We start from the raw sequence: 18862 nt of genomic DNA, 5'->3' as shown, positions 1-18862 counted from the left end.
TTATTCTTCAACTAAGAAATTAGTTCAACAAAAGAATTGTATGTTCCGTCATAATCCTCCCATTTTTGGTCATTAACAAAGAATGAGGGAGTGCCGTTTACACCGCTTCTTACGCCGCCTTCAAAATCACTTTCAATTTTATCCTGAATATCGGCCGTGTTAATATCATTTTCAATTTTATTAAAATCAAGCTGTAACGTTTTTACGGATTCTTTCAGCATTTCTTCATTCAGACTGTCCTGATTTTCGTAGATGAGATCGTGCATTTCCCAAAACTTCCCTTGCTTTCCGGCAGCTTCAGCAATAGTGGCAGCAGCCATTGCGTATTGATGAGAATCAGTTAAGGGAAAATTCCTAAAGACAAAAGCCACATCATCACCGTATTCATCCACAAACTTTTTCACTAAAGGAAAGGCGTGTCCACAATAAGGACACTGGTAATCTCCATATTCCACCAAAACGATTTTTGCTGTTTCCAGATTTCCCTGAACATGGTCATTCGGACCGATTGGAATTCTTAATGTAGACATAAATTATGAGTTTTTATTTAAATTTTCTAAAGCATCAATAATCCCGTCAGCGCCGGGATTGATTCCGTCCGGCGACAGATAGCTCCACTGGATTGTTCCTTCTTTATCAATTACGAATAAGGCTCGTTTTGAAGTTCCCTTTTCCTCATTATAAACGCCATATTTTTTCGAAATTTCACCTTTTGGGTTAAAATCTGCAAGCAACGGATAATGCAGTTTCCGGTCTGCCATAAAAGCATCATGACACCAAGAACTATCCACGGAAATCCCTAAAATCTCAGCGTTGTATTTACGGAAAATGCTGAGCATTTCATTATATAAAGCAACCTGATCTCCGCAGACAGGGCTCCAGTCTGCCGGATAAAAGACCAAAATTAAGTTTTTACCTAAAAAATCTGATCGTTTTAATTTCTGGTCGGGAGTAGCGTGTAGCTCGAAATCCGGTGCCGGTGTTCCTTTTTCTAATATCATATTATTTTGTGGTGTTTGATTAAAATAAATCTATTTGTATGAATTGTAGAATAAAATTAGGAATAAGTATTTGATTATGATGTAATCGGTTGCTTAAATTTATCTTAAATAATTTCCATCATTCAACCTTTTTATATTTAAACTTAGGCTTAATTACATAATTTAAAAATCTGCCTTTCGACTGCGCTGTTCGAAACCTGTCAAAAATCTCTGTCGGAACTTTCAGGTAATCATACACTGCTCCAGACTGATATATGATTCGCAATATTTCAGTTTCCGGAAAATAAATATAATTATTGACGACTGAGGATGGCATGTATAATTTTCTACAAAAAATGTTCCTTAATGAAAAAAGAAAAACCTCCGAAAAATTTCGAAGGCTTTCAATATAATTAAGATTTTATAGAGACATTGTGTGTTTTATTTTTTCACGAATTTAAATTCATGAGTCTGGAAGTTCTTGGTATTGATTTTTAACAAATAAACACCTGAAGTGAGTTGAGAAACATTAATCTTCTGATCAAATGCTTCCGATTTTACAAGCTGGCCAGCCATATTGTAAATCTGAATAGACTGCCCGTTGTCAATTCCGGAAATTCTGATCATATCAGCAACCGGATTTGGGAAAATCTGGATTTTAGAATCTCCTTTCACATCTGAAACAGCAAGTGAGCCGCTGTGAACGTCACCAGTCATGGTCGAATTTGCTGAAGTTAAGTTTCCGCCACAACCTCCTGCTGTTTGAGTGAATGTGGTATTTTCAACCCAAGTTCCAAAGGTAATTGAGGGTGGGTTAGGTAAAAAGTTATTATTTCCGGTAGAATTATAATAAATCAAATTTGGATTTGCAAATGTCCCATATCCCTCATCAGCCAGAAACTCCCATCTTGACAAAGCATTATTCCACTGAATTTTGAATTCGCATGTACCTAAGCCGCTGCAGGATTGTCCATCAACAGGAGTGGTAATGTAAATGTTTTTATTGTAAGCATCTACGCCTGTTTTACTGAAAACAAAATTTTGATTGTCAAATACATTATGACAGCCATTGAATGTAATGGTCTGTTGTGCAAAAGCCGAACTCCCAAGAGCTAGGCATAATAAGTAAAGTGTTTTCATAGCTTATGGGTGTGATGGGTAAATTCCGTATAATGCGATAATACATTTCAGAGTTACAAATGGTGGCCTGTTTTCGTGAGGCTGGCTTCCTCCTGTAGGATTTACCATTGTTGCTTTCATTGTGGTATTCGCGTTTGCGTCAGAATATTCTTTGTCTAATCCTTTTGTGTCTGCCGGAAGTGTATTTGTCGGTGTGTTCTGATTTCCTTCGGCTGTTACGGCATTTACAGTATGAGAGTGAGACGGCATTTGTGTTACTAATAAGGTTACACTTTCTGATCCGCCTGATTGTCCCATTATGTAGTTTGTAGGTCCTCCGGGAGCCTGCCCTTCATGAACAAGTACTCTTCCCCTCATGTCTGGTAAGGCAAAAGTTGTGGTTCCGTTTCCACCATACATCGTTCCAAGAAGTGAAAATAGAGCCTGATTTTGTGATATTGACATTAATTGTCCATTACAAGGTGCCCAGTTTTGCGGAACAAAATTATAAGGTACGAATGCAATCTGCCCTAGGAAAGGATCTGATCCTTGAGCTTTTAAAGAATTTGTGAATGCACAGCTGAAGATCAGCGCACATGCTAAAGCTAGTTTTTTCATGGTGTTAGTTTTATTTTTTAGGTTGTATCAAAGTTATAAAATATTCAACATATTTTGTTTAAAAAATAAAAAAACCTTCCAGAGTTAGCTGAAAGGTAAATTTATTTTAATATAAATGAATTATTTGTACAAATTATCTTTAAAATCATCAATCCTGAAATCCGTCAGGGCATTTCCTTTTTCTACTTTTTCTTTTGAATAGAGTCGGAAATCATTTTCTGTTTTTTCTAAAAGGTAATCGTAAGGTCCGACGTGGGAAATCAGCTTAACCAAAACCGGGGAAATTTCAAGGCAAATAAATAATCCCATAATGAAAGCCGCAGCCACACCAATGATCGCAGAATTTTTGCCCAGCTCATCCAAAGCCTGTAGTCGTGCCGCAAAACCATTGAATTTATCTTCAAATGTTTCCGTTGATTTTCTTTCTGTTTCCAGATTGGTATAGACCTTCGAAATTTCTTTATCTAAATATTCCAGTCTTGAAGCCACCTGCTTCTGGTAATTTTCAAGATCCTGTCTTCTTTGCTCTTTGAGCTCTTGCTTACGTTTTGCGTTCGGGCCGAAGCCTTCTTTTCCACTCGTTAATCCGGATTGTTTTCCTAAAATCTCTTTTTCAAGTTCCACCGCAGCAGAATCATATGATTTTTGATATAGGGCAACTTTATCGGAAATCTGTTTCTTTTCAGTTTCAAAAGGGCCGCTCTGTTGAAGGATTCTTCCGTTCATTTCGCCCTGAAGCTGTTTTTTATTCCTTTGGATAATAGTATTTAATTGTTTATTAACTTCCTTTTCAAAAATTTTAAGCTCCAAAGGTTTAGAAATAATAATTCCTAAAAAAGTTGCGAGAACCAAGCGGGGAATTGCCATTAAAATCTGATTCCACCAGGTTCCTGTTTTCTTAATAGAAGAAACGATATAACGATCCAGGTTGAAGATCATCAGTCCCCATAAAACTCCAAAACCAATAGATGTCCAGATATTATCAAATACAGTATACATCGCATAACCTGCGGAAAGCGTAGCAAAAACAGCCGTAAAAAGAACAATACCTCCAATTCCTGAAAACTTATTCCATTCGCTTGGTGTTTTTCTTAAAATATGAATGTTTCCTCCGGAACAGACCATTAGAAACTTTTGGAACCAATTTATTTTATGATTCTGTTGATTTATAGTTTGTTGGTTATTTTTCATGCTAGAAAATTTATACAAATATAATACTAAAAATCATACCATTGTAAAAGATAGTATTATGTTTTACCAAGTATGCTGTTTTGTATTTAAGTTAGAAATAGTTTTTAATTTTCTTTTAAATAATTAAATTACTATATTCGCAAAGTTTTTAACTTAAAAATATAAATAATGAGAAGATTTGTACTTTTACTTACATTAATTACTTTTTTTAATGTATTTTCCCAGAATAATCAAAATTTTTGCGGTTTTGATACTGAAATGGAAAAAATGGACATGAAATATCCTAATTTAAAGAAAATTAGACAGCAGACTGACTTAAAATTCAGCAGTATTAACAAGCAGTCGTATTTGAATAAAGTAGGAGGCGCAAGCTCATGGAATGGTCTTTATACAGGGCAAGTATATGAAATTCCTGTTGTAGTGCATGTCATAGAATCGAATGCTGCAGCAAATGCCAATCTGGCGGTTACTGATCAGGAAATTATAAACTGGATAGACAGGGCCAATAGAATGTATGCAACTACGTATGGCAATAGTTTTTATCCGGAAGGTTCTGGTCCTGCAGGAGGTAATGTAATGCCTTTTAAGCTTGTGCTTGCGAAAAGGTCTCCGAGCTGTACTCCTACAACAGGAATTGTAAGATACAATGGAAGTGTTCTTGCAGGATATGATACAGGTGGTGTAGCAATGCAGGGGAATAATGGTGCATCGGATTCTGCAATTAAAAATCAATTAGCACCACACTGGCCAGAAAATTCTTATTTTAATATCTATGTTGTAATAGGGTTTGATGGGCAACAGCAGCTAAGTTACGGATTAATGGGGTATGCGAGATTCCCGGATTCTTATGATTATGGCTATGAAAGTTTCATGAAGGTGGCAACCATTAAAAATGCTAATGACACAACTCTTACCCATGAATTGGGACACGCGTTCGGGTTATACCATACTTTTCAGGGGGTAAGTCATACAAGCCAGAATACTTGTCCGCCTAATAATAACTGTGCGACGGATGGAGACAGGGTTTGTGACACATCACCATCACGAAGTATGTACGGAGTACCAGTTCCCAATAACAGCAGTATTGATCCATGTACAGGAGTAAACTATGATGGAACTCAATATAATGTGATGAATTATACTAATTCCAACAGGAAATTTACGCAAGGCCAAAGAGAAAGAGCGATCCTCATGATGATGGAATATAGAAGTAATCTTCTGAATTCTCTGGGGGCAAAAGACCCTTCTGTAGCAGTTCCATCTCCTGTCTCTGTAATTGCAGCACAATGTAATCCGGTAGGTACTGCACATCCGGCGAATAATAACTTTGCAATTGGTCCATATAGAGTGCAAATGAATACTATTAATAGTATGACCAACGGGTATGATTCTGATGAAGCGGCACCTATATTCTATGCGGATTATGCTAATGCTACTTGTATAAGACCGGCTTACTACACGGATATTGCTGCAAATTCAGCAACTCCTATTGATGTTACGTATGCTAATGGCTTTAGTCAATCTAATAAATTTAGAACAAAAATTTGGATAGATTATAATAACAATGGTGCATTTGAAGCATCAGAATTAGTAGTAAATAATTTATCCGCTATGATTCCTGGCGGAGAGGAAATGGTACTTACAAGTAACATCACCCCTCCTGCAACTGCTGTTAAAAATGTATATCTGAGAATGAGGGTTGCTGTAGACGCTGCCACTTTTGCATCAGCTGTTCTTCCGGACTATGATGCATGTTCCCAATTACAGTACGGTCAGATGGAAGATTATGCTGTAAGAATCATGGATGTTTTAGGAACTTCTGAAGTAAAAGATAATTCAAACGCTACAATAGTGTTTGTAAAGGCCGAGAATACATTAAAACTATTAGGAAACAAAAATGAAGTTTTCGGGGATTATCAAATTTCAGAGATGAGCGGAAAGCTAATTCAGAAAGGAAATTCAAAGACAAACGAAATTAAAATTTATCATGAGCTTCCAAAAGGAGTTTATATTATTAATCATTCTAATAATGGAATAAAAAACTCAAAAAAATTCTTAGTTAACTAATACAACAAGCCCTTGAAAAAGGGCTTTTATTTTTATATTATGAATAAAGGACTATGTTTTATTCTTTTTTGCATGATGGCCAGCTGCCAGTCACAAAAAAGAGTTGTAAAGCCAGATAATAAAGTTGAGCAAAGTAATGACAACCTTAAAACCGACCTTCTCGGAAGCTGGAAACTAATTGAAAGGAAGTATGCAGATGGCGTTGAAAAAAAGATATATCCATTACATCAATGTGAGAAAGAGTATACCTTGGTTTTTGAGAAAGTAAGCGGAAATACACTGCTAACCAAAAATTATGCAACAGGAAAGAACTGCCAGATTAAAAGCAGCTCCGGCCCGCTTTCTGTGTCTATATCAGAAAGCTCTTTTTCATATCTTGATGTAGATCTAAAAAGAACAGAACGGTATAAAATATCATCCCCAAAAAAACTTTCCATCTTCTATAATGAAATCTTATATGGTAAAGCAAGACAAATAGAAGACCTATACGAAAGATTAGAAAAAAGGTAAAATGTCGTTTTGAAAAATAATAGTATCTTTAATATATCAACCACAAAAAGTTTAGATATGAAAAATGTTATTAAATTTTCAATGATCTGTATGACACTGTTCTTGGTTTCCTGTAATAAAGAGAAAACTATAGATGACGAGTTGAAAGAGGCCGCGGCAAACATGAATAAGCTGACTCCCCAGATTCTTAATGATGGAGTACGTCTGGATAGCGTTTCAGCTCTACCGAATAAGATTTTTAAATATAATTATACATTAACGGATGATGTAAAAGAAAGTGTGACCCCGCAAGAGATCGAAACTTTCAAAAGTCAAGCGAAGGAAGGTGCAATTCGCGTGGTAAAAACTTCAGCAGATATGCAGGAATTCCGTGATAATGATGTGACCCTACAATATTCTTATTTCGACAAAAACGGAAAACCGACTGCCGATTTTATTATCAAACCTGAAGAATATAAATCTAAATAAGAACTTAATTAAAATTATTTCAAACGATCAGGATTTTGTTTTAGAAAACTTTCCCAGCCGGTATAAGATTTCGTATCAGCAATTGTTCCGGAATTGAAGTGATGGCAGACTGCAACCGCCAAGCCATCGGAAGCATCAAGATATTTTGTGGGAAATTCTTTAAGATTTAAAAGATTTTGAAGCATTCCCGCCACCTGTTCTTTGCTCGCATTTCCATTGCCTGTAATCGCCATTTTTATTTTTTTCGGAGAGTACTCAGTAATGGGAATATTTCTGTGAAGGCTTGCAGCCATTGCAACACCCTGTGCACGTCCCAATTTTAGCATACTTTGAACATTTTTTCCGTAAAAAGGAGCTTCCAAAGCCACTTCATCAGGGTGAAATTCGTCAATTAAAGCTAAGGTTTTATCAAAAATATATTTAAGTTTAGTTTCGTGATTGGGATATTTTTTCAGCAATAATTCATGGATGGAAATCATTTCCATTTTTCCTTTTTTTACCGAAATAATTCCAAAACCCATTATCGTAGTTCCTGGGTCAATTCCTAAAATAATTTTCTCTGCGATCATCGGGTCAAAGATATGACTTCTAATTTTTTTAACGATAAAAAATATTCTTAACTTAACAAAAAATAACCATGAAAAATTTAATTGTTTTCACCTTTCCTTTTTGTTTTTTTTCGAGCTTTTTGCAGTTGACGGATTTAAATACAAAAAGTGAAAGTACAACGATCAGCACGGTGAGTAAAAACTCACAAATTATCTTCCTCTTTTTTAAAATTGATAAAAACAGATTCCGGACAGGAAAAAATTACCTTACAGGAAAAGAAAATTACAGAAGGGAAATTAAAATCAACCTTGAATTCTGATGAAAGTAATGCCCAGAACGGAGATTGTAGAAGATCCTCTGAATCCTTCAAGAGAAGTTTATGATAAAGAAGAAGTCAGCAGGGTGAAAATTTCTCTTCAAAATGCTGAGTTTAGTGTAAGATATTCACATTCTGCCGAAATCCAAATGGTGAAAATTGAGAAGATCTCCACAAACGGAAAACAATTAGTATCACTCAAAGGCTATAATCATGAAAAAAACTTAATTATCACTTTTTATCGGGAGCTTTTGTTTTGCTCAGGTTTTTGAGACGGTTCCGGTTTTACAGAACGAGGTACAGGCGCAGGAACGTAGATTTGCCATCTATCCGAATCCGACAGCTAATGAGTTTTATATTAAAGGAAAACAGAACTTTTCTAAAAATGTAAACGTTGCTTTATACGATGCTTCGGGAAAGCTGATTCCTGTAAAATCTGATTTAAAAGATTCTGAAACACTGTATGTTGATATTAATAATTTACCTTCCGGAGTTTATACTCTGATGTAACTCAGGATAAGGAACTTCTTATTTCTCAGAAGATTATTAAAGAATAATTTAACATAAAATAATTCATGTAATCGGCTCTGATAGCCGATTTTTTGTTTTAAATTAAATTTTATCCAGCTTTTTCTCCGCAATTGGAACCCAATTCTGATCGTGGCGAAGAAGTAATATATTGTCAACTAAAAATTTAGTTTTGTATTCTTTGTCTTTATAAATTTCCCATGCTTTCAGATAATTTTCATACGTCAGATTCCTGTAACCTACGGTCATGTGAGGATTAAATGATTGGTTTATAAAATTAAATCTTTCACGAACTCTTGCATGTAAATCTTTCAGTTGATCATTCTGTTCGGGCTGTACAAAAATGACCGGGTTTTTAGGATTCCCAAAGCTTCCAAAACTATTTAATTCTATTTCAAAAGGAGAGATATGAGTGTCGATTTTTCCGAAGGCTTCATAAATATCATTTTCCAAAGCAAGCTCTCTTGAAAATGGCGGAAACAAAGTAATGTGCGCATCATTCTTCAATGCTTTTGAATTTTCATAATGTAAAGCAAGATCCCTTTTGAAAATCTTTACTTCTTCAATGATTTCCTGCGGTGGATAAATGGCTATGAAATAGAGTTTTTTCATGGAAAATAATTTACATTTTCACGGTTGTTTTAGTAGTTTTTTCACCTCCCATTTGCACAACAGTATTTTCAATGGCATCCGTTATTTTTTTGATCTCAACGTGTGGCTTAAAGATCATGTTTTTCCCTTTCCCTTCATCTGCAATATTGGATAAAATAATGACAGAAGTTTTTGTGTGGGGATAATAAATATTCAAAGAAGGTGAGCCTTTGACATAACCGCTGTGAAAGTACGTGTCGGGCTTTTCAGTATTTGTCATAATTCCGTATCCGTAACCCATTTTCCCAAAAACAGGATGGTGTCTTTCGGCACTTTTGGCGGTGAATTTTTTTAAAGTCTCCGTGTTTAAAATTTTTCCACTGTACAAAGCATTATTCCAAAGATGAAGATCATCAATAGTCGAAAGAATTCCGCCCGCTGGAATGCCAATGTCTTTGCTTCCTAATCTTTTCGGCATGTTCTGTATTTTCTCGAAAACTTTTTCATTTCCCAGATAGGCTCCGGCAAAATTATTTCCTTCAAACTGAGTTCCTATGAAAGAGTGAGTCATTCCGGCCTTTTTGAAAAGCTCCAGTACATTTCTGTGATAAGATTTCCCTGAAATTTTTTCTATAATTTTCCCTAGAGTATTGAAGCCGTCGTTTGAATAAAAGAAATCAGAGCCACTTCTAAACTGCAATTTTCCTCCCAAAGTATTCAGTCCGGAAGTATGGTTCAAAAGCTGATGAATGGTAATATCTTTATATTCTTTATTTTGAAATTCACTCAAATATTCCGAGACTTTATCATCTACATTCAACTTTCCCTGTTCAGATAAAAGCAGTGTCAGAACGGCGGTAAACTGCTTGCTCACAGAACCGATGGCAAATATTGTATTATTATCAATTTCTAATTTATTTTTAAAATCTGAATAGCCCTGGTTTTTCCTGTATAATTCAATTGAATCTTTGAAAATAGCAACACTTCCATTAAAACTATATTTTTTAAAAACTGAGTCAATTTGGTTTTTCAAGAGTTTTTTTTCGAAAACAGTAATTGTACTGTCGACAATGGCTTTTTTGTCGATGGGTTTTGCTTTAATTTCTTTTTGACATGAAATTAAATTAACAAAAATGAAAAACAATATTAAAATTTGATAAGCTTTTCTAATCATTGGTAAGAAATAAATTTTTTAAACATTTGCTATCCATAAAAATAAGAAAAACCTCATAATTTTCATTAAGAGGTTTAATAGTTATTTAAAATTATTCTTATTTCGCGATCAGATCACAAAACCAGAAAATGTATTCGTCATCTTTTTCATTCTGATCTGATTTTGGTTTCGGATATGTTTTTTTGACTGTCTCCCCAATTTCAAAATTAATAGGATTTTTAAAAATAGGGCCGTCAAAAGTGAAAGTGTGAAATTCTCCGTTTTCTCCGCAAGGATCAACATTTTCAGGTAAATCTTTAATGAAGTTTTCATCAATAATCCTTCCTGCAAAACTTTTGTCGAGATACGTTTCATTTACACAAGTAACAATTGTTTTAAAACCAAGATCCAGAAATTCATGGATGAGGTCGGTTGTATTCTGTTTCCAAAGTGGAAAAACGGCTTCCATCCCGATGGATTGCAATTGATCTTCCCTGTATTTCCTTAAATCTTCCAAAAAAATATCCCCGAAAATTGAATGAGTGACACCCTGAAGTTTTATTTCATTCATAGTTTTGCCCATGATCTCGCGGTATTCTTCCATGGATGGCTCTTTGGGAAGTTCCATTTTAATTAAATTTAATTCTAAACTTTCCGCCTGTTTTTCAAGCAAAGAAACGTGAACGCCGTGCATAGAAATTCTCTGGAAATCCTTATTAATGCTTGTTAACAAAGAAGTGACTTCAAATTGGTCTTCCTTTAAAATTTTATACAATGAAAGCGCAGAATCTTTTCCGCTGCTCCAGTTGGAGATGGCTTTCGGTTTCATTAATTTATTCTGGATTTTATTTTGCTGCATCATTCATTTCTGCTTTAAATTGTGCCATTCCAGCTTTGGTGCTTCCTTTATCAGTGGCTGTTTCCCATTCTTTTATAGCTTTGGCTTTGTCTCCCAAACTGTAATAATAACTTCCTAAAACCGTATGACCTTCAATCTCGCCCATGCTGATGATTTTCTGTCCTAACTTGATAATTTCAGGGTTTTGTTTAAGTTTTTTCAGTTTATTTTTTAAGACAGCTTCCATTCCACCCGCATCGTTCATGACCATTAATCCAAATTTCTCCATACAGGCTTTTGCAAGACCTCTGGTACACAAATCATCAATAGTTTTTGTATAATTTCCCATTGCATTTTCATCAAATAATTTGTCAAGATCATTAGATTTTACTCTTGTCTTACGATAATATTCGTAAAGAAGCTGTGCATTTTTCTTAGCCAGGGTGTTATCTTTTCTGTTGTTTTCGGCGATGCTGTCTTTTTTTAAGTCCCATTTGGTATCTTTTACCCAGGTTGAATTGCCGGACAAACGGTTTTTAGACATTTTAAAAATAAAAATATCCTTATCAGGAAAAACTACCACAGAATCATTCTTTACAAAGTAATCTCCCTTTCCATATCCTGCGATATCGACTTTTCCATTGCCATCAAAGGCAAAATACGGGTATAAAGTTTCTTTAGAATTGGTCATAAAATAACCCTGGAGGTTGTTGTCGGCTTCTTGAGCATTGAAAAGCCCGCTGGAAATAATCCCAATCAGGAATAAAATGTATTTCATGAGTTAAAATGTTTTCTGTGGAGTAAAAGTACAAAAAACCTCAAAGAAATTTCCTTGAGGTTTGATTTATAATTATTAAAACAGTTAGTAGTCAAATTGCCCGTCCGGCTACGGACTACATGTTTCTTCTGTATTTACCGCCTACTTCAAATAAAGCATTGGTGATTTGTCCAAGCGAACAATATTTTACGGCATCCATCATTACATTAAATAAATTCTGCTGATTGATGGCTGCGTGTTGAAGTTTTTTAAGAGCTTCTTCGGATTTATCTTCATTTGCTTTTTGGAAATTATGAAGTGTCTCGATCTGAACCTGCTTTTCTTCCTCAGTCGAACGGATCACTTCTCCCGGACGAACCGTTGGCGAACCGTCTTTTCCTAAGAAAGTATTTACCCCGATGATTGGGTATTCTCCGGTATGTTTCAACCATTCGTAATGCATGGATTCTTCCTGAATTTTTGAACGTTGGTACATCGTTTCCATCGCACCCAAAACACCACCTCTTTCTGTGATTCTGTCGAATTCAGCATAAACAGCTTCTTCAACTAAATCCGTTAATTCTTCAATAATAAATGAACCTTGAAGCGGATTTTCATTTTTCGCCAATCCTAATTCTTTATTGATAATTAACTGAATCGCCATTGCTCTTCTCACAGACTGCTCAGTCGGTGTTGTAATCGCCTCGTCGTAAGCATTCGTGTGAAGAGAATTACAGTTGTCATAGATCGCATAAAGAGCCTGAAGGGTTGTTCTGATATCATTGAAATCAATTTCCTGAGCGTGAAGCGAACGGCCTGAAGTCTGGATGTGGTATTTCAGCATCTGGCTTCTTTCGTCTGCTCCGTACTTCAGCTTCATTGCTTTTGCCCAGATTCTTCTTGCTACACGGCCGATCACTGAATATTCAGGGTCGATACCGTTAGAGAAGAAGAATGATAAATTCGGTGCAAAATCATTGATATCCATTCCTCTTGACAAATAATATTCCACATACGTGAAACCGTTTGCCAATGTAAATGCCAGCTGAGAAACCGGATTCGCACCCGCTTCTGCAATGTGATATCCTGAAATAGAAACCGAATAGAAGTTTCTTACTTTTTCGGTAATAAAATATTCCTGAACGTCGCCCATCAAACGAAGGGCAAATTCAGTGGAGAAAATACATGTATTCTGAGCCTGGTCTTCTTTTAAAATATCAGCCTGAACCGTTCCACGAACCGTTGCAATTGTTTTAGCTTTAATTTCAGCATAAGCCTCAGCAGGAATAACTTCATCACCCGTAATTCCTAATAATTTTAAACCTAGACCATTGTTGGAAGGAGGAAGTTCTCCGTTATATTTTGGTCTTTCTAAGCCTTTATCGTCAAATTTTGCTTTTAAAACAGCTTCAACTTTATCCTGGAGATTATGTTCAGCGATGTATTTTTCAACATTCTGATCGATGGCTGCGTTCATAAAGAAGGCCAACAACATCGGCGCCGGTCCGTTGATCGTCATTGAAACGGAAGTCATTGCATTCACCAAATCAAATCCGGAATACAATTTTTTCGCATCATCTAAAGTCGCAATTGAAACTCCCGCATTTCCAATTTTACCGTAAATATCCGGTGGTAAAGCAGGGTCTTGACCGTACAACGTTACAGAGTCAAAGGCTGTTGACAGACGTTTTGCATCCATTTCTGCAGAAACATAGTGGAATCTTCTGTTGGTTCTTTCAGGACCGCCTTCTCCGGCAAACATTCTTGTCGGGTCTTCTCCTGTTCTTTTGAAAGGATAAATTCCCGCTGTATAAGGAAACCCTCCAGGAAGGTTTTCCTGACCTTTCCATTTGATCAAATCACCCCAATCGGTGTATTTTGGAAGAGCAATTTTTGGAATTCTTAAATGGGATAAAGATTCGGTTGAGGTTTCAACTTTAATTTCTTTTCCACGAACGAAATAGGAATAAAACTCTTCATGGAAGGCTTTTTTAGTGTCTTCCCAAGTTTTCAGGAAGTCGATATTTTCCTGTTGAAGGTCTTTTTCTGCTTTCTGATATTCAGCATCCAACGTTTCATTAGAAAGGAATTTTTTTACACCTTCAATATGATACATTTTTCTTGCTAATTCAGCCTGTTTTTCAACATTGGCGTCGTATTGTCTGTTGTTTTCAACGATTTCAGATAAATAACGAACTCTTTTTGGAGGAATGATCGTTACTTCGTCTGTAATTTCCTGTTCAACAAAACCTTGCAAATTTAACCCTGAAAATTTATCGTTTACTTTTGCAACTAATCTGTTGTATAATTCTGTTGTTCCGTGATCGTTGAACTGAGATGCTTTTGTCGCATAAACAGGCATGTCATCCAATGGACTTTCCCACAACAAATGGTTTCTCTGGAACTGTTTTCTTACGGCTTGAAGCGCATCTAAAGCACCACGTTTGTCAGATTTATTTAAAGCAACTAAATCTGCGTAATCCAACATGTCAATTTTTTCCAACTGTGTTGAAGCTCCGTATTCAGGAGTCATTACGTACATTGAAACATCCGCAAAATCAGATACTTCCGAGCCGGACTGTCCGATACCTGAAGTTTCCAAAATGATTACATCAGGATGAGCCAATTTCAATACATTTAATGCTGAATGTATGAACGGAGAAACAGAAACATTGTTTTCTCTAGTCGCCATCGAACGCATATAAACTCGTGGATCATTGATCGCGTTCATACGGATTCTGTCACCCAACAATGCACCTCCGGTTTTCTTTTTTGAAGGGTCAATGGAAATGATCGCTATTTTTTTATCTGGATTTGAACGAATGAAACGTCTTACCAATTCGTCTGTCAAAGAAGATTTTCCCGCTCCACCAGTTCCGGTGATACCAATGATCGGAATATTTAAGCCTTTTGATTTTTCATCGATCGCTTTTACCAAATCAGGTTTTTCTTCTGAGAAGTTTTCAACAGCAGAAATAATTTTAGCGATGCTCGTAGAATTTTCAAAACTAATTGAATCTAAGTCATTTGCCGTAACGTCTTTACCTGTCGCGAAATCAGATCTTTTTACCAAATCGTCGATCATTCCCTGTAAACCAAGCTCACGGCCGTCGTCCGGAGAATAAATTCTGTCGATTCCGTAAGACATGATATCTTCGATTTCTTCAGGCAGAATTACACCGCCGCCGCCGCCAAAAATCTTGATTTGCGGAGAGTTTTTCTCTCTTAAAAGGTCGTAGATATATTTAAAATATTCGTTGTGACCGCCTTGATAAGAAGTTAGTGCAATTGCGTTGGCATCTTCCTGGATGGCTGTATTCACCACTTCTTCGGCAGATTTGTCGTGACCAAGGTGGATGACTTCACATCCTGTTCCCTGAATGACACGGCGCATGATATTAATCGCAGCATCATGGCCGTCGAATAACGACGCAGCTGTTACGATTCTTACTTTGTTTTTAGGAGTATATTTTTGGGTTTCCATAAAAAATCTAGAAAATTTCTGAATTTCCAAATATAACAATAAAATAACAACCTAAAATTTCTGTTTAAACTTTTGATTTTTAAATCATTAAATAATTTATAGGGAATAAATTTCTTCCATATTAACAAACATTCGTTTAGAAATGATAACTAAATTCCTAATTTTGCATCCATAATATATTAAGGTATGAAAAAGGCGCTGCTATATTTTGCATTAGGAACGGTTGTAAGTTTTTTAATTAATTATTTCTTTTACAGCTCAGAAAATATTGGTCTTGATATTTATTATGCCGTAGCTTTCGGTTTTGCATGGGGAATCGCTTATTATTTGGATACCCCGAATTTCACATTACCGCAAAAGTTGGGTTTGTCTTTTGTGGCAATGGGAGTTTTAGTTTTAATCGGAACTTTGATTTTCAACCTTGAATTGGCTATTCCTTCCGTACTCAAATTTTCTACGGTTTTTGTTGCGTATTATTTAATTGCAAGCTTCAGAGGAAGTAAGTCACTGAGAAAATAAAAAATGAGACTGTCTTAAAGGCGGTCTCATTTTATATTTTAGTGAATCATCAGGAAGCTTACTAAAGCTAGGCCCGTGACCAGAATCATAAATGCAAAGAAATTAATGGTAAATAATATGACCCCAATTATAAAGCTTATTACGCCATGTGTATGATAAACCCGGTGATGAGCAATAAAGAAGTACATCATACTATATAGCAATAAAACTGTTATCAATAAGTATAACAGAACATTAATAAATCCAATGTCTATTACACTTGTTAATTTTGCGATGAGGAATATAAATAAGATATTTAGCAGAAGAAATGAGAAATAATGCAATGTGAAAACCCCATGATCGAAATACCACCATTTTTTCTTATTATGAAAAATCCATAGAAAGAAAGCAAATAGTGGAAGATAGATGAAAAGAGCCTTTGGCATGTTATGAAAAGACTTTTCTGCCAGATTTTTAATAATTTCGGCTTTTGTAACGCCCTTTTCCTTTAGTTCGAAGAATTTGTGAGCTAATGGAATTCTTATAAAATCCAAAGCTGATGGGTTTTTAGTAACCGCTGAATCATAGGATTTTCTCGTTTTGTATCCTCCGTAATTTACATCGTCATCTATCTTCTTATCCATTTCGAGGGTCTCTTCGAAATCATTTATTTTAGTAGAGTCAGACAATAATGTATTGAGTTTTTTAACAGTTGCTGAATCTTGTTTACTAAGATTTTTTTCAGCTTTAATGCTGTCGAGTATTTTCTTTGTTTCGGCGGTTTTCATTTTTTCAAAAAAACTCGCTTTATCCGAATTTCCGGCATCTTTACGATCTGCTAAATTAATATTTAACATAGGAAAAAGTGCAAATGTGAAAAAAGTAATGAAACTGACAAAAATATAAAGCTTTACAGGCGGCACGAATTTCTGCCTTTTACCTTCCAAATAAGTACTTGTAAGCTTTCCCGGTTTTATCAGCAGATTTTTTAATGTACCCCAAAACTGGCCGTCATAATGTGTAAAGTCCTCGAAAAAGTGTGTAAAAAGATAATAGAAGGGTTGTCTCGTTTCAACATTTTCCTGTCCGCAGTGTGGGCAGAATCTTTCTTCTACCTCATGTCCGCAATTCAGACAGTTTTTTTCAATCCGTATTTTACCGTGGCTCATAGTTTTATAGGTTTGGGCAAATATAATTATTTCAGGAAAACGAAAATTATTGATTTTGAATAAATATAAATTCTGTATAAGCTCATGCCTCATTCAATATATTAGATAAAATATGTTTTTGCATTCCAAAAATAATTTGTACCTTTGCACACCCTTTTAGGGGAAAATTATGTTTAATCTTTAACTAAAACGTGTGAATACATTAAGTTACAAAACTGTTTCAGCGAACAAAGCTACTGCTAATAAAGAATGGGTTGTGGTAGACGCTGAAGGACAGCCGTTAGGAAGACTAGCTTCTACGGTTGCAAAGATTTTGAGAGGTAAGCACAAGACGAACTTTACACCTCACGTAGATTGTGGTGATAACGTAATCGTTTTGAATGCTGGGAAAGTTACTCTTTCCGGAAACAAGTGGAACGATAAGACTTATATCTGGCATACAGGTTATCCTGGAGGTCAAAAGTCTATGACTGCGGCTGAACTTCAAAAGAAAGATTCTTTAAAAGTATTGGAAAAATCTGTAAAAGGTATGTTACCTAAAAACAGATTAGGATCTGCTTTATTGAAGAACCTTTACTTATATGAAGGAACTGAGCACAAACATGAAGCTCAACAGCCTAAAACAATTAATGTTAACGAATTTAAATAATTAATATGTCTATAGTTCACAAAATCGGAAGAAGAAAGACTTCTGTAGCGAGAGTTTATGTAAGACCAGGTTCTGGAAACATTACAGTAAACGGTAAAGATGCTGCAACTTATTTCTCTACAGACGTGATGGTTTACAAATTAAACCAACCGTTTATCCTTTCTGAAACTGTTGGTCAGTATGACGTTACCGTAAATGTTTTCGGTGGTGGTAATACAGGTCAGGCAGAAGCTATCAGATTAGGTATTTCAAGAGCTTTATGTGAGATCAATGCTGAATTCAGATTAGCTTTGAAGCCAGCTGGTTTACTTACAAGAGATGCAAGAATGGTGGAAAGAAAGAAGCCAGGTCAGAAAAAAGCAAGAAAGAGATTCCAGTTCTCAAAACGTTAAGAACTGCGGTAAGCTTAGAGCAATATGCAATAAGCTATTTGAAAAACTTATTAAACTTTTTAACTCGCTTGAAGCTTACAGCTTAATGCCTAAAGCCTAAAGCAAATTGCCCGTTACGTTTAGCATCCAAACACTTCTCCCATCTAAAGAAGTTGTTGATTGTTTAAAAGACGGAAAGTAAACTAACAAAAACAGAAAACATGGCAAAAGCAAATGTAAAAGACCTTCTAGAGGCTGGCGTACACTTCGGTCACATGACTAGAAAGTGGAACCCAAATATGGCTCCATACATTTTTATGGAGAAAAATGGTATTCACATTGTAGACTTACATAAAACAGCAGTTAAGTTGGACGAAGCTTGTAACGCTTTAGAAAAATTAACTTCTGCAGGTAAAAAAGTTCTTTTCGTAGCTACTAAAAAGCAAGCGAAAGAGGTAGTTGCAAAGCACGCTGCTGAACTTAATATGCCTTATATTACAGAAAGATGGCCTGGTGGTATGTTGACGAACTTCGTTACAATCAGAAAGGCTGTAAAGAAAATGAACTCTATCGACAAAATGAAAAAAGACGGTACGTTCGAAACTTTATCTAAAAAAGAAAGATTACAGGTAGACAGACAAAGAGCTAACCTAGAGAAAAACTTAGGTTCTATCTCTGACATGGTTCGTCTTCCTTCTGCAATCTTCGTTGTAGATATCATGAGAGAGCATATCGCTGTAACTGAAGCTAAGAAATTAGGTATCCCGGTTTTCGGTATTGTTGATACAAACTCTGACCCTAGAAAAGTAGATTTCGTTATCCCAGGAAACGATGATGCTTCTAAGTCTATCGATATGATTTTGAGCATCGTTTCAGAATCTATCAAAGATGGTCAGTCTCAAAGAAAAGCTGATAAAGAAAAATCTAAAGAAGAAGGAGAAGTAGTATCTGCTGATAAAGATGCTGATTTCGATGCAGAATAATTAAGATTGTTTCTTTTAAATAA

23 protein-coding genes are annotated in these 18862 nt (G+C 35.6%); 10 read left to right on the top strand and 13 right to left on the bottom strand.

Features of this window, described 5'->3' with window-relative positions:
• Positions 1–11: 11 nt before the first annotated feature.
• From ATE47_RS13940 to ATE47_RS13915, 6 genes are all read right to left on the bottom strand, one after another.
• A complete protein-coding gene (locus ATE47_RS13940; RefSeq protein ID WP_062162534.1) occupies positions 12–530 on the bottom strand; it encodes a DsbA family protein in 519 nt (172 codons plus the stop codon).
• Between the two features lie 3 nt (positions 531–533).
• Positions 534–1001, bottom strand: a complete 468-nt coding sequence (locus tag ATE47_RS13935) for a redoxin domain-containing protein (protein ID WP_082632610.1) — start codon at positions 999–1001, stop codon at positions 534–536.
• A 118-nt stretch (positions 1002–1119) separates the two neighbouring features.
• Positions 1120–1317, bottom strand: coding sequence for a KTSC domain-containing protein (locus tag ATE47_RS13930; protein ID WP_062162533.1), 198 nt, complete (start codon positions 1315–1317; stop codon positions 1120–1122).
• A gap of 104 nt (positions 1318–1421) precedes the next feature.
• Positions 1422–2120 (bottom strand): T9SS type A sorting domain-containing protein, encoded by a 699-nt coding sequence (locus ATE47_RS13925; protein WP_062162532.1) that lies wholly within the window; start codon positions 2118–2120, stop codon positions 1422–1424.
• 3 nt (positions 2121–2123) lie between these two features.
• Positions 2124–2717 (bottom strand): phage tail protein, encoded by a 594-nt coding sequence (locus ATE47_RS13920; RefSeq protein WP_062162531.1) that lies wholly within the window; start codon positions 2715–2717, stop codon positions 2124–2126.
• 120 nt (positions 2718–2837) lie between these two features.
• Positions 2838–3908: a DUF4407 domain-containing protein gene (locus tag ATE47_RS13915; protein WP_062162530.1), complete on the bottom strand. Its 1071-nt coding sequence runs from the start codon at positions 3906–3908 to the stop codon at positions 2838–2840.
• 168 nt (positions 3909–4076) lie between these two features.
• Here ATE47_RS13915 and ATE47_RS13910 point away from each other — a divergent pair, with 168 nt between their 5' ends.
• The 3 genes from ATE47_RS13910 to ATE47_RS13900 are packed head-to-tail and all read left to right on the top strand — an operon-like array spanning position 4077 to position 6953.
• The gene (locus tag ATE47_RS13910; RefSeq protein ID WP_062162529.1) at positions 4077–5975 is read left to right on the top strand and encodes a zinc-dependent metalloprotease; all 1899 of its coding nucleotides are present in this window, start codon (positions 4077–4079) and stop codon (positions 5973–5975) included.
• Positions 5976–6014: 39 nt separating this feature from the next.
• Entirely contained in the window at positions 6015–6485 is a 471-nt protein-coding gene (locus ATE47_RS13905; protein WP_150114831.1) for a lipocalin family protein, read from the top strand.
• Between the two features lie 57 nt (positions 6486–6542).
• Positions 6543–6953 carry a hypothetical protein gene (locus ATE47_RS13900; RefSeq protein WP_062162527.1) on the top strand — a complete coding sequence of 137 codons (411 nt, stop codon included), beginning with the start codon at positions 6543–6545 and terminating at the stop codon, positions 6951–6953.
• 14 nt (positions 6954–6967) lie between these two features.
• On the opposite strand, the gene ruvC is transcribed toward ATE47_RS13900, so the two are convergent.
• Complete coding sequence (gene ruvC / locus ATE47_RS13895) at positions 6968–7522, bottom strand: crossover junction endodeoxyribonuclease RuvC (RefSeq protein WP_062162526.1); 555 nt, start codon at positions 7520–7522, stop codon at positions 6968–6970.
• A 68-nt stretch (positions 7523–7590) separates the two neighbouring features.
• On the opposite strand from ruvC, the gene ATE47_RS13890 reads away from it, so the two are divergent.
• Genes ATE47_RS13890 through ATE47_RS19575 form a run of 3 tightly spaced genes read left to right on the top strand, consistent with a single transcriptional unit; the run spans position 7591 to position 8328 of the window.
• The gene (locus ATE47_RS13890; RefSeq protein ID WP_062162525.1) at positions 7591–7821 is read left to right on the top strand and encodes a hypothetical protein; all 231 of its coding nucleotides are present in this window, start codon (positions 7591–7593) and stop codon (positions 7819–7821) included.
• Positions 7821–8090 (top strand): hypothetical protein, encoded by a 270-nt coding sequence (locus tag ATE47_RS13885; protein WP_062162524.1) that lies wholly within the window; start codon positions 7821–7823, stop codon positions 8088–8090. Before ATE47_RS13890 ends, ATE47_RS13885 begins: the two co-directional genes overlap by 1 nt.
• Complete coding sequence (locus tag ATE47_RS19575; protein WP_082632655.1) at positions 8059–8328, top strand: T9SS type A sorting domain-containing protein; 270 nt, start codon at positions 8059–8061, stop codon at positions 8326–8328. Before ATE47_RS13885 ends, ATE47_RS19575 begins: the two co-directional genes overlap by 32 nt.
• A 102-nt stretch (positions 8329–8430) precedes the next feature.
• Here the strand turns inward: ATE47_RS19575 and ATE47_RS13880 are convergent, their stop codons facing one another.
• From ATE47_RS13880 to ATE47_RS13860, 5 genes are all read right to left on the bottom strand, one after another.
• Complete coding sequence (locus tag ATE47_RS13880; protein ID WP_062162523.1) at positions 8431–8958, bottom strand: 2'-5' RNA ligase family protein; 528 nt, start codon at positions 8956–8958, stop codon at positions 8431–8433.
• 10 nt (positions 8959–8968) lie between these two features.
• On the bottom strand, positions 8969–10111 hold the full coding sequence (locus ATE47_RS13875; protein WP_062162522.1) for a serine hydrolase domain-containing protein: 1143 nt from the start codon (positions 10109–10111) through the stop codon (positions 8969–8971).
• 97 nt (positions 10112–10208) lie between these two features.
• The gene (locus ATE47_RS13870; protein ID WP_062163564.1) at positions 10209–10919 is read right to left on the bottom strand and encodes a diphthine--ammonia ligase; all 711 of its coding nucleotides are present in this window, start codon (positions 10917–10919) and stop codon (positions 10209–10211) included.
• 16 nt (positions 10920–10935) lie between these two features.
• Complete coding sequence (locus ATE47_RS13865; RefSeq protein ID WP_062162521.1) at positions 10936–11706, bottom strand: hypothetical protein; 771 nt, start codon at positions 11704–11706, stop codon at positions 10936–10938.
• 115 nt (positions 11707–11821) lie between these two features.
• A complete protein-coding gene (locus tag ATE47_RS13860) occupies positions 11822–15169 on the bottom strand; it encodes a methylmalonyl-CoA mutase family protein (protein ID WP_062162520.1) in 3348 nt (1115 codons plus the stop codon).
• Between the two features lie 186 nt (positions 15170–15355).
• Between ATE47_RS13860 and ATE47_RS13855 the strand changes: the two genes are divergently transcribed.
• The gene (locus ATE47_RS13855; RefSeq protein WP_062162519.1) at positions 15356–15688 is read left to right on the top strand and encodes a hypothetical protein; all 333 of its coding nucleotides are present in this window, start codon (positions 15356–15358) and stop codon (positions 15686–15688) included.
• Between the two features lie 38 nt (positions 15689–15726).
• On the opposite strand, the gene ATE47_RS13850 is transcribed toward ATE47_RS13855, so the two are convergent.
• Entirely contained in the window at positions 15727–16836 is a 1110-nt protein-coding gene (locus tag ATE47_RS13850; protein ID WP_062163563.1) for a DUF3667 domain-containing protein, read from the bottom strand.
• Positions 16837–17029: 193 nt separating this feature from the next.
• On the opposite strand from ATE47_RS13850, the gene rplM reads away from it, so the two are divergent.
• The 3 genes from rplM to rpsB all read left to right on the top strand — a co-directional run bounded on the left by rplM (position 17030) and on the right by rpsB (position 18839).
• On the top strand, positions 17030–17485 hold the full coding sequence (gene rplM, locus ATE47_RS13845; RefSeq protein WP_062162518.1) for a 50S ribosomal protein L13: 456 nt from the start codon (positions 17030–17032) through the stop codon (positions 17483–17485).
• A 5-nt stretch (positions 17486–17490) separates the two neighbouring features.
• Positions 17491–17877, top strand: coding sequence for a 30S ribosomal protein S9 (gene rpsI / locus ATE47_RS13840; protein ID WP_042722891.1), 387 nt, complete (start codon positions 17491–17493; stop codon positions 17875–17877).
• 200 nt (positions 17878–18077) lie between these two features.
• Complete coding sequence (gene rpsB, locus ATE47_RS13835; RefSeq protein WP_062162517.1) at positions 18078–18839, top strand: 30S ribosomal protein S2; 762 nt, start codon at positions 18078–18080, stop codon at positions 18837–18839.
• Positions 18840–18862: the final 23 nt, after the last annotated feature.

Source organism: Chryseobacterium sp. IHB B 17019 (genome assembly GCF_001456155.1).
Lineage (GTDB): Bacteria > Bacteroidota > Bacteroidia > Flavobacteriales > Weeksellaceae > Chryseobacterium.
This window is presented reverse-complemented; position numbering and strand designations above follow the sequence as displayed.

What these genes read in the sequence shown, in the direction of transcription:
- ATE47_RS13940 (WP_062162534.1), bottom strand. Translation starts at nt 530, where the DNA reads ATGTCTACATTAAGAATTCCAATCGGTCCGAATGACCATGTTCAGGGA.
- ATE47_RS13935 (WP_082632610.1), bottom strand. Translation starts at nt 1,001, where the DNA reads ATGATATTAGAAAAAGGAACACCGGCACCGGATTTCGAGCTACACGCT.
- ATE47_RS13930 (WP_062162533.1), bottom strand. Translation starts at nt 1,317, where the DNA reads ATGCCATCCTCAGTCGTCAATAATTATATTTATTTTCCGGAAACTGAA.
- ATE47_RS13925 (WP_062162532.1), bottom strand. Translation starts at nt 2,120, where the DNA reads ATGAAAACACTTTACTTATTATGCCTAGCTCTTGGGAGTTCGGCTTTT.
- ATE47_RS13920 (WP_062162531.1), bottom strand. Translation starts at nt 2,717, where the DNA reads ATGAAAAAACTAGCTTTAGCATGTGCGCTGATCTTCAGCTGTGCATTC.
- ATE47_RS13915 (WP_062162530.1), bottom strand. Translation starts at nt 3,908, where the DNA reads ATGAAAAATAACCAACAAACTATAAATCAACAGAATCATAAAATAAAT.
- ATE47_RS13910 (WP_062162529.1), top strand. Translation starts at nt 4,077, where the DNA reads ATGAGAAGATTTGTACTTTTACTTACATTAATTACTTTTTTTAATGTA.
- ATE47_RS13905 (WP_150114831.1), top strand. Translation starts at nt 6,015, where the DNA reads ATGAATAAAGGACTATGTTTTATTCTTTTTTGCATGATGGCCAGCTGC.
- ATE47_RS13900 (WP_062162527.1), top strand. Translation starts at nt 6,543, where the DNA reads ATGAAAAATGTTATTAAATTTTCAATGATCTGTATGACACTGTTCTTG.
- ruvC (WP_062162526.1), bottom strand. Translation starts at nt 7,522, where the DNA reads ATGATCGCAGAGAAAATTATTTTAGGAATTGACCCAGGAACTACGATA.
- ATE47_RS13890 (WP_062162525.1), top strand. Translation starts at nt 7,591, where the DNA reads ATGAAAAATTTAATTGTTTTCACCTTTCCTTTTTGTTTTTTTTCGAGC.
- ATE47_RS13885 (WP_062162524.1), top strand. Translation starts at nt 7,821, where the DNA reads ATGAAAGTAATGCCCAGAACGGAGATTGTAGAAGATCCTCTGAATCCT.
- ATE47_RS13880 (WP_062162523.1), bottom strand. Translation starts at nt 8,958, where the DNA reads ATGAAAAAACTCTATTTCATAGCCATTTATCCACCGCAGGAAATCATT.
- ATE47_RS13875 (WP_062162522.1), bottom strand. Translation starts at nt 10,111, where the DNA reads ATGATTAGAAAAGCTTATCAAATTTTAATATTGTTTTTCATTTTTGTT.
- ATE47_RS13870 (WP_062163564.1), bottom strand. Translation starts at nt 10,919, where the DNA reads ATGAAACCGAAAGCCATCTCCAACTGGAGCAGCGGAAAAGATTCTGCG.
- ATE47_RS13865 (WP_062162521.1), bottom strand. Translation starts at nt 11,706, where the DNA reads ATGAAATACATTTTATTCCTGATTGGGATTATTTCCAGCGGGCTTTTC.
- ATE47_RS13860 (WP_062162520.1), bottom strand. Translation starts at nt 15,169, where the DNA reads ATGGAAACCCAAAAATATACTCCTAAAAACAAAGTAAGAATCGTAACA.
- ATE47_RS13855 (WP_062162519.1), top strand. Translation starts at nt 15,356, where the DNA reads ATGAAAAAGGCGCTGCTATATTTTGCATTAGGAACGGTTGTAAGTTTT.
- ATE47_RS13850 (WP_062163563.1), bottom strand. Translation starts at nt 16,836, where the DNA reads ATGAGCCACGGTAAAATACGGATTGAAAAAAACTGTCTGAATTGCGGA.
- rpsI (WP_042722891.1), top strand. Translation starts at nt 17,491, where the DNA reads ATGTCTATAGTTCACAAAATCGGAAGAAGAAAGACTTCTGTAGCGAGA.
- rpsB (WP_062162517.1), top strand. Translation starts at nt 18,078, where the DNA reads ATGGCAAAAGCAAATGTAAAAGACCTTCTAGAGGCTGGCGTACACTTC.